General features: G+C 40.2%; 8 protein-coding genes. 4 read left to right on the forward strand and 4 right to left on the reverse strand.

The annotated features are described in order from the left end of the window. Positions 1-10 precede the first annotated feature (10 nt). Positions 11-2,056, forward strand: a complete 2,046-nt coding sequence (locus ACGHEH_RS07305) for a beta-propeller domain-containing protein (protein ID WP_390443434.1) — start codon at positions 11-13, stop codon at positions 2,054-2,056. Between the two features lie 475 nt (positions 2,057-2,531). Here ACGHEH_RS07305 and ACGHEH_RS07310 read toward each other — a convergent pair whose 3' ends face one another. Then, positions 2,532-4,709 (reverse strand): malate synthase G, encoded by a 2,178-nt coding sequence (locus ACGHEH_RS07310; RefSeq protein ID WP_390443436.1) that lies wholly within the window; start codon positions 4,707-4,709, stop codon positions 2,532-2,534. Between the two features lie 249 nt (positions 4,710-4,958). Between ACGHEH_RS07310 and ACGHEH_RS07315 the strand changes: the two genes are divergently transcribed. The 3 genes from ACGHEH_RS07315 to ACGHEH_RS07325 all read left to right on the forward strand — a co-directional run bounded on the left by ACGHEH_RS07315 (position 4,959) and on the right by ACGHEH_RS07325 (position 9,363). After that, positions 4,959-6,563 (forward strand): isocitrate lyase, encoded by a 1,605-nt coding sequence (locus ACGHEH_RS07315; protein ID WP_390443439.1) that lies wholly within the window; start codon positions 4,959-4,961, stop codon positions 6,561-6,563. A 159-nt stretch (positions 6,564-6,722) separates the two neighbouring features. After that, entirely contained in the window at positions 6,723-8,756 is a 2,034-nt protein-coding gene (locus ACGHEH_RS07320) for an ATP-binding protein (protein WP_390443440.1), read from the forward strand. A 115-nt stretch (positions 8,757-8,871) separates the two neighbouring features. Then, on the forward strand, positions 8,872-9,363 hold the full coding sequence (locus ACGHEH_RS07325) for a hypothetical protein (protein WP_390443443.1): 492 nt from the start codon (positions 8,872-8,874) through the stop codon (positions 9,361-9,363). Positions 9,364-9,412: 49 nt separating this feature from the next. On the opposite strand, the gene rmuC is transcribed toward ACGHEH_RS07325, so the two are convergent. The 3 genes from rmuC to ACGHEH_RS07340 form a co-directional block, all read right to left on the reverse strand. Continuing rightward, a complete protein-coding gene (gene rmuC / locus ACGHEH_RS07330; protein WP_390443445.1) occupies positions 9,413-10,876 on the reverse strand; it encodes a DNA recombination protein RmuC in 1,464 nt (487 codons plus the stop codon). Positions 10,877-10,941: 65 nt separating this feature from the next. After that, positions 10,942-11,625 (reverse strand): response regulator, encoded by a 684-nt coding sequence (locus tag ACGHEH_RS07335; RefSeq protein WP_390443448.1) that lies wholly within the window; start codon positions 11,623-11,625, stop codon positions 10,942-10,944. A 14-nt stretch (positions 11,626-11,639) separates the two neighbouring features. Further along, complete coding sequence (locus ACGHEH_RS07340; RefSeq protein ID WP_390443451.1) at positions 11,640-12,014, reverse strand: hypothetical protein; 375 nt, start codon at positions 12,012-12,014, stop codon at positions 11,640-11,642. Positions 12,015-12,016 lie beyond the last annotated feature (2 nt).

The raw sequence follows: 12,016 nt of genomic DNA on the forward strand, positions 1-12,016 counted from the left end.
GGAGCCCAAAGTGAAACGTTCTCTTTTACTCAGTTCACTGGCACTAGGTATTTTAATCGGCTGTGGGGGTAGTAATAACACTGATACACCTCCATTAGATGAACAAAAAATTCCAAAGTTAAATGATATAAAAGTATCGGCAGCACCACTTATCAAAGCATCTGAGTTTCAATTTTCTCAAAACCTTAAGAACGGATTGTTCAAACGTTATCAAGCGCGCCTTTCTAATTATAAGGCTCCAGAAAACGATGCAACCGCTTCGCCATCAACATCAAAAGACTTCTCTCAAACAAATCAACAAGAACAAAATGTTGATGAAGCTGACAGAATTAAATATGACGGTGAGTTTTTATTCATTGCGGCTGATTCATTCAACGATATAGATCATGATTCAAATGAAGGTGAAAACTATATTCGTATCATGCGACGCAATGAACTGGGTGAAATGAACCCAATACAAAACCTGCCTTATTCTGAAGTGCATAGTTCAGATCAACACCTCTACCTTCATGAAAATACACTCGCTATTTTAAATTATTCACCAAGTTATTTTTCATTCCCTATAGCAAATGACATTGCTGCGACTGTAGAGCCATACTTCTATTATGGTGATAATGAATTTGAGTTAAGCCTGGTTGATGTCAGTCAACCCAGTCAAGCCGCCATCAAGCACCAATTTAAAATTGAAGGGGGACTAATCGATAGCAGAGTTATTGATGGGTCCCTTTATCTAGTGAGCAACTATCACCCTAATTTTACTGGATTTGATACGAGTAATAATGATGAAACGACTTTGCTGACAAACTATCAAAACCTCAGTAAAGTGCAACTCGCTGAACTGACACCTAACATTATTAATACGGCCACTCAGAGTAGTGAGGAGTTGGTCACACCAGATAACTGTTATATTTCATCTGATGCATCAGATAAAGATGGATTCGACAGTATTATTACTATCACTAAAGTTAATTTAAGTAACCCTGAACAAAGAGAGTCACTTTGTATCAACACGAATATCTATGGGATATATGCTTCAGAAAAGGCACTCTATACACACGGTACTGTATTTCAAGATGATACAGTAAAAACCGTTATTCATAAGTTTGACCTGGCTGGCGATACTCTTGAATACACAGCAACAGGCGCAGTCGAAGGGCATTTAGGCAGAGGACCTGATAACTTAAGATTCAGCGAATTTAATAACGATTTACGTATTGTCACTACAACTAATTTACCGTTTGACGAGTCTGCTGGTTTCTCGCCATTTAAACATCAGTTATTTGTTTTACAACAACAAGAAAACTTATTGGCGCCCATTGCAAAATTACCTAACGATACGCATCCCACTCCTATCGGCAAAACCAATGAGCAGGGCTTAGTTGATGAGAATATTTACGCGGTTCGTTTTTCTGAAGATAGAGCGTTTATCGTGACGTTTAGACAAATAGACCCTCTTTATGTTGTCGATTTAGCTGATAAAACAAAGCCTAAAATTGCAGGCGCATTAGAAATTCCTGGGTATTCAGCCTACTTACACCCTGTCAGTGAAAACTTACTGCTTGGTATCGGACAAAATATTCAAGATTGGCAGGCTCCAGATGCGCAAGAGATTGAAAGTGGTGCCAAAGTCACACTCTTTGATATTTCAGATATTACAAACCCGAAAGTCGTTAATGAGAAAGTATTTGCAAATGCTTACACTCCTGCAGAGTGGGACTATAAATCACTCAGCTTTTTAGAAACTGGAACAGGGGTATTGCGATTCACCATGCCTGTAGAGACATGGCAAAGTCAATCTGATAACAACACTTCATATTTATGGCATAGAGTTAGCGAGCTTGCTTCATTTGAAATAGATACCACAGAAGCGCCCACACTTAATTACCTTGGCAGCAGTAAAGTAGATTATTCAAGTATTAGCCCAGAGGCCGCGCCATATGTATGGGGTGGGCTAGACAGGGCAGTAATACACAGCGACGACTTGTATTACATTCATGGCAATTATATTTGGCATAGCTTATGGCAAACACCAAGTGACAATAAAGGCCCACTCTAAAAATAAAAGTTTACGCATAATGCCCTAACTGGGTATTACCAAAGCTGGCTGCTGCCAGCTTTTTTTTATTCTAAATGACACGAATACCCAAATCTCAATTGTTTTGAGGGACTAAATCTAACTCTCGCTTCGTCAAAGATATCTATTTATTTGTAAAGGGGCTTTACATGTTTGAAAGAGAAAAACGGGGTATAAAAAAGGCGGAGGGAAACTGAGAAAACCCTCCGCCTAAAGCGTACTCTTTAACTGAATCGATACTCATAAACTAATACGGGCGATTAGTTTATAAATTCATCTTTTCAAGGGAAAAGAAAGTACATCACTTAAAACAGTTGTTACAATATAACAAAACATAAAGTGTTACAACATCACATTTTAAGTTTTTTTAATTAATTTTGTTTTTAAAGGCAACAAATGAAAAATGCCAACTTTAAGCTGGCATCAATCTAGGAAAGAATTTGGTTAAGTCAGTGCTTTAATTATAAGCAGCTTTGTATTTAAGGCGGTAGCTATGTAACAGCGGCTCGGTATAGCCATTAGGTTGCTGTTCACCTTCGAATACTAAGGCTAACGCCGCTTGATACGCTAGATTACTTGTTAGACTCTCATTACTTGATGCCATTGGCGTATAGTGTGTGTCGTGCTGATTTTGCGTATCGACCACTTCAGCCATCTTGGCAAATGTCGCTTGTACTTGCTCCGTTGTACAAATGCCATGTTTCAGCCAGTTCGCGATATGTTGACTTGAAATACGCAAAGTCGCTCGGTCTTCCATTAAACCAATATGATTAATATCAGGCACTTTTGAACAGCCAACGCCTTGGTCTATCCAACGCACCACATAGCCCAAAATCCCCTGTGCGTTATTCTCAAGCTCAGATTGAATATCTTCTTTGCTCAGCTCTTCATCAAGCAGCAGAGGTGGCGTTAATAAGTCATCAAGTGACGCTTGCTGACGCGCTTTCAGTTCAGCCTGAATAGCAAAAACATCCACTTGATGGTAATGCATCGCATGCAGCGTTGCCGCTGTTGGAGAAGGCACCCAAGCCGTATTGGCGCCCGATTTAGGGTGAGCCAACTTTTGCTCCATCATCATTGCCATTTTATCTGGCATCGGCCACATGCCTTTACCGATCTGCGCCTTGCCACTGAAACCGCATTTTAGACCAATATCTACATTTTGATCTTCATATGCCGCTATCCAAGGTTGTGCCTTGATCTGAGCCTTTGGCAATACCGGACCCGCCACCATAGAGGTATGAATTTCATCACCGGTTCTATCTAAGAACCCTGTGTTAATAAATACCACGCGAGATTTAGCTTGGTTAATACATGCCATTAAATTCACGGAAGTCCGACGTTCTTCATCCATAATACCCATTTTTAATGCGTTTTCAGGCAAACCGAGTAAACCTTCAACACGAGAGAATAGGGTATTGGTAAAGGACACTTCTTCTGGACCATGCATCTTAGGTTTAACGATATTGACGCTCGCCGCTGTCGAATTTTTAAATGGGCTATTACCTTGAAGATCATGCATTGCACACAGCGACGTGATCACCGCATCCATGATCCCTTCAAAGATCTCTTCACCATTTTGATCTAAGATCGCAGGATTCGTCATTAAATGCCCTACATTACGCACAAACATCATGCTGCGACCTTTCAAGCTCAAACGCTCACCACTCTTACTGATATATTCACGATTGGTTTCTAAGCTGCGCGTCAGTTCTTGACCATCTTTTATAAACGTATCCGTTAGGGTACCTTTCATCAAGCCTAGCCAATTGCTGTAAACACCGACTTTATCTTCAGCGTCAACAGCGGCCACAGAGTCTTCACAATCCATGATGGTCGTTAACGCAGCTTCAAGTAAAACGTCTTTGATCCCCGCTTTGTCGGCTTGTCCGATAGGGTTGTGTGGGTCAATTTGAATTTCGATGTGTAAATCATGATGCTTGAACAATAAAGCCGTTGGGTTCTGTGCTTGACCTTGATAGCCCACAAACTGTGCAGGTGTCGATAGTGAGACTTGCGAGCTGTCATTCAACGTAACAACAAGTTGTTCGTCTAGCACTGAGTAGTTGGTACTCTCAATATGAGAGCCTGATTGCAGTGGCAGGGCAATATCTAAAAACTGTCTAGCGTAAGCCATTACTTTAAAGCCACGCACCGGGTTATATGCTTTTTGCTTTTCAGCGCCGTCTTTTTCTGGCAATAAATCCGTGCCGTACAAAGCATCATAGAGCGAGCCCCACCTTGCATTCGCCGCATTCAATGCAAAACGCGCATTGCTTACAGGCACAACCAGTTGTGGGGCTGCTGTGAGCGCAATCTCTGGTTCAACGTGTTCAGTTGTAATATTTACTTCTTCAGGCTCAGGCACTAGATAACCAATTTCAGACAAAAATGATTTATAAGCCTCTGCATCCCATTGCCCTTGCTGCTTATGAAAGGCATCAATTTGCAACTGAAGCGTATCTCGCTTTGTCAGTAATGATTTATTGATTGGTGTAAGTTCATTGACCAGATCTGCAAAACCTTGCCAAAAAGTCTCTGCTTGCAAACCGGTGCCCGGCAAAGCCTGTTGATTAACGAAGTCATAAAGTTGCTGATCTATGGTTAAGCCAGCTTGTTGAACTGTTGCACTCATGAATATCTTCCTAAGCATAAAATTTGAACGGGTTTAGACAAACCATATCTTAAAAACAGCGAAAACCTAACCCCTAATCCATTCACAAAAAGAATACCCAAGATAAAAACTATAAATTTAAAAAATTATAAAAATCGGCCTAGTGTTGAATTAAGCGCCAAACAGAGCAAATAACCAACAGCTTTATGGTGTCACTCTCATAAACATGAATAAAAAGTTACACAGCAACCCGTTCGAAGGATTTTTATTATGACTAGCTATCAATCAAAACTTGACCACTTCAGCACACTTTGCCAAACACAGGGCAATACGTGGCAATCAATCAGTCCTGAGTTTGCAAGCCGCATGAATTTGCAAAACCGCTTTAAAACAGGCTTAGACATCGCAAAGTACACTGCAAAAGTGATGCGTGAAGACATGGCGGCCTATGACGCAGATAGCAGTCAATACACTCAGTCTCTAGGATGTTGGCACGGCTTCACTGCACAGCAGATGATGATGGCAGTTAAGCGCCATCAAAAAACGACTAAACGCTCTTACGTTTACCTAAGTGGCTGGATGGTTGCGGCACTTCGCTCTGAGTTTGGTCCACTACCAGATCAAAGTATGCATGAGAAAACCTCAGTACCTGCACTTATCGAAGAAATTTATACTTTCTTAAAGCAAGCTGATGCGCGTGAACTCGATCATCTATACAAAGAGCTAGATGAAGCAAAAGCAAATGGCGGTGACGTTGAAGCTGTACTGAGCAAAATCGACAACTTCGAAACACATGTAGTACCAATTATCGCTGATATCGACGCAGGTTTCGGTAACGAAGAAGCAACATACCTTCTTGCTAAAAAAATGATTGAAGCGGGCGCATGTGCCATTCAAATTGAAAATCAGGTATCAGATGCAAAACAATGTGGTCACCAAGCAGGTAAAGTAACTGTGCCACACGAAGACTTCTTAGCAAAAATTAACGCTGTTCGTTATGCATTCCTTGAACTCGGTGTTGAAGATGGTGTAATCGTAGCGCGTACTGACTCACTAGGTGCAAGCCTGACACAAAAAGTGCCAGTATCTAAAACTCCGGGGGATTTAGCTAGCCAGTACAACGCATTCTTAGACACAACACCAGTGTCAAGCGGTGCAGACCTTGAAGAAGGTGAAATGGCAATTAAGCTAAACGGTGAACTTTGCAAGCCAGTGCGCCTAGACAATGGCTTATACCAATTCAAAGAAGGCACAGAAAAAGACCGCGTAGTACTAGATTGTGTGACTAGCTTGCAATCAGGCGCTGACTTACTGTGGATTGAAACTGAAAAGCCAAACGTCAAGCAAATCGCAGAGCTTGTTAATCGCGTTCGTGAGCAAGTACCCAATGCAAAACTAGTATACAACAACTCACCTTCGTTCAACTGGACGCTTAAGTTCCGCGAGCAAGTATACACAGAGTGGCAAGCACAAGGTAAAGACTTATCTGCTTACCCAGATCCGTCTCAAGACATCAAAGCATTGATGGCACCTGAGCTAGATAGCTCAGAGCTTGCAGCTGCGGCAGATGTACTAGTACAAAACTTCCAAAAGGATGGCGCACGTGAAGCGGGTATTTTCCACCACTTAATCACGCTACCGACTTATCACACGGCCGCACTAAGCACAGATATTCTTGCTGAAGGCTACTTTGGTGACCTAGGCATGCTGGCTTACGTACGTGATGTTCAACGTCAAGAAATCCGCCGTGAACAAGCGTCTGTGAAACACCAAGACCTAGCAGGTTCAAACATCGGTGATACACACAAAGAGTACTTCTCTGGTGATAATGCACTAAAAGCAGGTGGTGAAGCCAACACCATGAACCAGTTCTAATTTTTGAGTCATATAGTTCCTTATCAGCAAAGGGCCCAATCGGGCCCTTTTATCATTTAGAGTAACCTCACTAAAAATATGTAAAGGGCCTTTACACTCCACATTTCAATCACAATTTGCGCTTAAGATTCAATAAATATTTCCCTTCAACAAAGCCATATGAAACGTTTTACCTTGTTGTTAGCGGCTTTGGCCTTTAGTTTAAGCGCCGCACCGTTAACATCAGAAATAATTTCTGAAGCCAAAAAGCTCACCAAGGAAGGTAAACTAGATGTCGCACTGAAAACGCTCGAACGAGAAAAACAGTTAATTTTTCAACCTCAGGTTAATTTACAAAGAGCCAAAATAGCCCGTGAGCAAGCGCAATATAACCAGGCCATAGAACTACTTTTGCCGCTACTTACACTGCCTGAGCAAACTCTTGATTTTAGATATAACGTGAATAAAGAGTTAGGGGTTAATTACCGTAGAAACATGAACACGGATAAAGCAGAATATTATTACTTAGCGGCAAAGCAAATCGCACTTTCGTTAGATGATGATGACCTTATAGCGCAATCAATGATAAACCTTGGTGTTTTATATGAAGCCCAAGGTGCATTTGATAAAGCGATGGAGCAACAAACCAAGGCACAAAAAGCGTTAGAAAGCTCAGATAACAATGAACTAAAGGCAGCCAATTACTACAACCTGTTTGGTTTATCCAATGTACTACGCCAAAGGACTCAAGCGCGTTTTTTCCTTGAGCAAGCCCTTGTTTATGATAAAAAAACCGGCCATAAACGCAATATAGCTTCGACAGCCCTAACGCTCGCACAACTATCGGCTAAGGAAGATGACTATCAAAACGCCATTCCTCAATTAAACGAAGCTATCTCGTTATTAGAACAGTTAAGTGCCAATGAAAGCTTATCTAGTGCGCATGGAACTTTATTCAGTATTTATGCAAAACAAAATAAGTTCCCTGAAAGTTTATGGCATGCAAAAAAAGAAAACGCATATGCTGAAAAGACTGAATCTACAGTGCGTAAGTTTTGGTCTTATATTCATTTGGCGCAAGCTTATATTCAACAGCAGCAACCTGATATCGCACTAGAATATCTTGCGCTATCAAAACCTCTTGCAATGTCATTTAAGTCAGCTTTTTTTTCCCATCAATTTAACCTGTATTCAAGTAAAGCCTATGCGCAAAAAGAAAACTATGAAGACGCTTATTCATATTTACTTAAAGCAACCGCAGACTTTAAAAGCGTCGCTAAAAATATCGAAGAGCGCGATGCCGTCACAATTAAGAAACGCTTAGACAATTTACTTAAATCACTTAAGCTCGCACAAGAAGAAAAGAAACATGCTCTAACAACTATTGAGTTAGAAAATGAAACCCTGCAAAAACGTATTTGGTTATTAGCCAGTTTACTCATCTCAGCTATGAGTGGTTTTGTTATTTATGCTTATTACATAAAGCAAAAAAATACTCACTATAAGGCTCAAATGTTTCAGCACAACCTAGAACAAAAGGAACAAATGCTTGCTGATATTTCTCATGAACTTCGCACTCCCCTGAGTGTACTTAAACTACATATTGAAGCCCTAGAACATAACCTGATTGACGATAAACTTTTAGCCTACGGCAAGATCAATGACAAAATTGCACAACTGAATAATCTTATTTCTGATGTATACCAACTATCTCAATTACAAAACAAAGCACTCTATATCGACTTGCAAGAAATCGATTTACACCAGCTTACGCAAAAGTTTATGTCCGATATTAAAGTACTTACAGAGCAACATCAGCTAAGGTTTATAAGTGACATCGACTTTGCTACAAATACGGTATTGAAAACGGATCAATCAAAGCTCAAACAAGTTATACTCAATCTTGCGAAAAATGCTTGTCTCTATACGGATGCGCCCGGACATGTCAGACTGAAGGTAAGAGCAAATCATACCCAAGTGTTTATTCAACTCGATGATTCTAGCCCAGGTGTGAGTGATGAAGACTTACCAAGGCTTTTTGAACGACTTTACAGGGTTGATAAATCTCGCTCTCGGGCCTTAGGCGGTTCAGGATTAGGGCTGTCAATTTGCCAAAGCTTAGTTCGTTCATTAAAAGGCAATATAGTTACCAAACATGGTAAATCAGGTGGATTGTGTGTTCAGGTCACTTTGCCAATTAAAAGCAACGCATAAAGCTTAATAACTCAATTTGTAGGCTACTCTGGGCCTACAAATTTACTCCACATTCACTCCATTTTTCTTCCACATTGGTTTGTTTTAATAACGCCATTTACACGGGAGAAAGAATATGTCTCAACCAACTTTAAAACATGGCGATTGGGCGAAAATCATTGAAACACGCCAAAAGCAAAATAGTACCCAGAAATCACGTAACTCATCGTTCAAATTTGTCTCTATTGGGCTTGTCTTCCTGACTATTTTTGCGGTTTTTTATTGGACTAGTTTACCTGCAACTCAAGCAGAAACACCACTGTCAGATGACTCGCAAACTCGCATTGCACGCTATTTTTCAAAACAATTTATGATGGGCACTTGGCAATTAGATGAAGTAAAGTTCAGTGAATACGGTGTTATCACACATGTTCGAGTACCTGAAAAGTTAAACATGGACGGTGACGTACTAAGAAATTACATACAACACTCTCTTTGTCCGCCAGCAAGCAGTGTGATCTGGCAAGATGTTAAAACACATCCTCTGACTCTAAATTTATTTGTGTCATTGCAACGAAAGGGGCAAAAGGCCAAATGTAATAACCCTAATTCAAGACAAAACAGTTAACCCAACAAAACTAAAAGGACAAAGGAGCCAAAAGGCTCTTTTTTTATTACTATTCTAACTCTAATCGGGCTCTTTCTTGCAAAGCCTCTGGCAGCTCTTTGGTGACTGACACGCCGAGCTCTTTAAACTCTGAAGCTTGTTTGATTAAATTACCTTTGCCAGCATAAAGCTGAGAAAAGGCTTTCTCATAACTCTCTTTGGCTTTATCTAATTGAGTTCCCACCCCTTCCATACTACTGAGAAAACCATTGAGCTTGTTATAAAAACGCTCAGCACGTAAAGCAAGTTCACGGCTATGCTTTGATTGCTCTTCAAAACGCCAAAGCTGTTTGACGATGTTAAGGCTAGTTAAAAGTGTAGTGGGTGTCGCCACTAAAACATTATGCTCTAACGCATGTTGATAAATGGCTGGATTATGTTTAACTGCCGCAATAAATGCCGATTCTACAGGAATAAACATGATCACCACTTCAGGTGAGTTGATCCCAGGTAGCTTTTCATACCGTTTATCGCCCAACTCCTTAATACGATCTGCCACAGCCTGATAGTGCTGGATTAAGGCAGTTTGCGCTTCAGCATCACATTCCGCATTCACATAACGAGTGTATGCATTTAATGATGTTTTAGCATCAATGATTAAGTGCTTTTGTTGGGGAAGGTAGACCAATACATCCGGTCTAAACTTGCCAACTTCAGTGGTAAAAGACGCTTCTCTTTTGTAATCATCACCCGCTCTTAAACCCGCACTTTCTAAAACATTTTCAAGCATAAGTTCTCCCCAATTACCTTGGGTTTTCTTTTGTCCTTGCAGTGCTGTCGTTAATTTATCAGCTTGTTCAGTGATTAATTTATTATTTGCTTGCAGGTGTAACAGTTCGGTTTTTAATGCTGCGCGCTGCTTAAGTTCTTCACTATGAATAGCTTCCATTTTGTCACGAAAGCCTTTTAATTCACCTTGAACTGGTTGCAGCAATTGACCAATTCTTTCTTGGCTTTGTTGCCCAAAACGCTGCGACTTTTCTTCGAAGATTTGATTAGCTAAGTTTTCAAACTCTTGTTTCAATTGAATCTTGGTTTGCTCTACATGATTAAGCTGAGCTTCTAATGCTGCTTGTTTTTGATCTGATGATGCTTTTAATTCAGCTAACTCAACCGCAATGAGGCTTTTCTCTTGCTGTAGTGTTTGTAGATTTTGTTCTCCCTGTTGCCAAAGCTTATGGAATTGTTGTGCCTGAAGTTGTTTCTCACTTAAGCGAGCTTGAGTTTGTTGAACTTGACCATGCAGCTGCAACTTATCATTTTGTAGCTGTTGCACTAATTGCTGCTCAGCTTTGTGAGCCTGCTGGAATTGCGCTTGTTGAGCAATATGTTGCTCAAGTTGTAATTCAAGTTGATGGATTAAAGATTGTTTTTTTACAAGGCGTTGCCAAAAAAAGGGCAAAGGAGCAGCAACGCCTAGGATACCGACTAAGCCATGTACCCAAGTTAATTGCGAAATAAACGAATCAATCATATCAACCTCTTAATATTATTATTAGGCTGATAATACCTCAGACAAGGGCAGGGTTCACTAATGGGTTAAATTGCCGTGTCTATTTGCTGTTCATCAAAACGATACCCAGCCCCATATACAGAACCTACCAGCTTAGAAGATACACCTATTTGCTTAATCTTCTTACGGATATTTTTGATGTGGCTGTCGATAACACGATCAGAAATATCAAAATTATCAGGTTGGATAAAGTCTAGAATTTGTTGACGAGAGAAAACACGACTAGGCGCTTTATAAAGCAGTGCAAATATATCAAACTCAACTTTAGTTAACGGTAAAGCTTGGCCTTTAAGCTTTATCAAAAGTTGCTCTTCATCTAACAGTATTTTTTCTTCTTTAACCTCTAAAGGGGCGCAACGACGAAGAATAGCCCTTACTCGCATCACAAGTTCAGCAGCACTAAAAGGTTTACACACATAATCATCAGCACCAAACTCAAGGCCTCTTAGCCTGTCAGCTTCAGCGACTTTTGCCGTCATCATCAAAATAGGCACCATTGAAAATTGTCTGATCTGCTTCATGCATTCAACCCCATCTTGATTGGGGATCATAATGTCCATTAAAATGGCATCAGGTTTATGTTGAGCAACCCAATCGACAACCTCTGCACCATCGGCAATATGGGTGACTTCGAATTGAGCGGCTTTAAAAAATAACATTACCTGCTCGGCAATGTCATATTCATCTTCAACAATTAGAATATGTGGCATGGTTTCTTATTTTATTACTGAGTCTTTAGACATTTTAGTTGTTTAAGCTGAGCTTTAACACTTTGCTTTAGCTCATACGATAAAGTTTCATCAAATAAAAGCATAGTTAAAATGCTTGAAAGATCTTCACTACTGGCAACTTCTGAAAGTAAATCCTGATCACAAGGTGAAAGTGGTTCAATAAAACTTAATTCAGATTGTTGATGGCAAAGCATAATCGACTCCAAACCGTCTAAAGAATGTAACTTAGTAAGCGATAGGGTAATTAAAGCAACACAATGTGGATCAAATGTGGAATGATGAAAAGCATTTAAAAAAAATGGCCAACTATTAAGTTGGCCATTAAAAACAAGTAAGTTAAGGGGGGAAATAAAACAGTAACTCTGCATCA

The organism is Pseudoalteromonas sp. MTN2-4 (assembly GCF_042848605.1).
Lineage (GTDB): Bacteria > Pseudomonadota > Gammaproteobacteria > Enterobacterales > Alteromonadaceae > Pseudoalteromonas.

Excerpts from the sequence above, each read along its gene's own strand:
- rmuC (WP_390443445.1), bottom strand. The coding sequence starts at position 10,876 with ATGATTGATTCGTTTATTTCGCAATTAACTTGGGTACATGGCTTAGTC.
- ACGHEH_RS07315 (WP_390443439.1), top strand. The coding sequence starts at position 4,959 with ATGACTAGCTATCAATCAAAACTTGACCACTTCAGCACACTTTGCCAA.
- ACGHEH_RS07335 (WP_390443448.1), bottom strand. The coding sequence starts at position 11,625 with ATGCCACATATTCTAATTGTTGAAGATGAATATGACATTGCCGAGCAG.
- ACGHEH_RS07320 (WP_390443440.1), top strand. The coding sequence starts at position 6,723 with ATGAAACGTTTTACCTTGTTGTTAGCGGCTTTGGCCTTTAGTTTAAGC.
- ACGHEH_RS07310 (WP_390443436.1), bottom strand. The coding sequence starts at position 4,709 with ATGAGTGCAACAGTTCAACAAGCTGGCTTAACCATAGATCAGCAACTT.
- ACGHEH_RS07340 (WP_390443451.1), bottom strand. The coding sequence starts at position 12,014 with ATGCAGAGTTACTGTTTTATTTCCCCCCTTAACTTACTTGTTTTTAAT.
- ACGHEH_RS07325 (WP_390443443.1), top strand. The coding sequence starts at position 8,872 with ATGTCTCAACCAACTTTAAAACATGGCGATTGGGCGAAAATCATTGAA.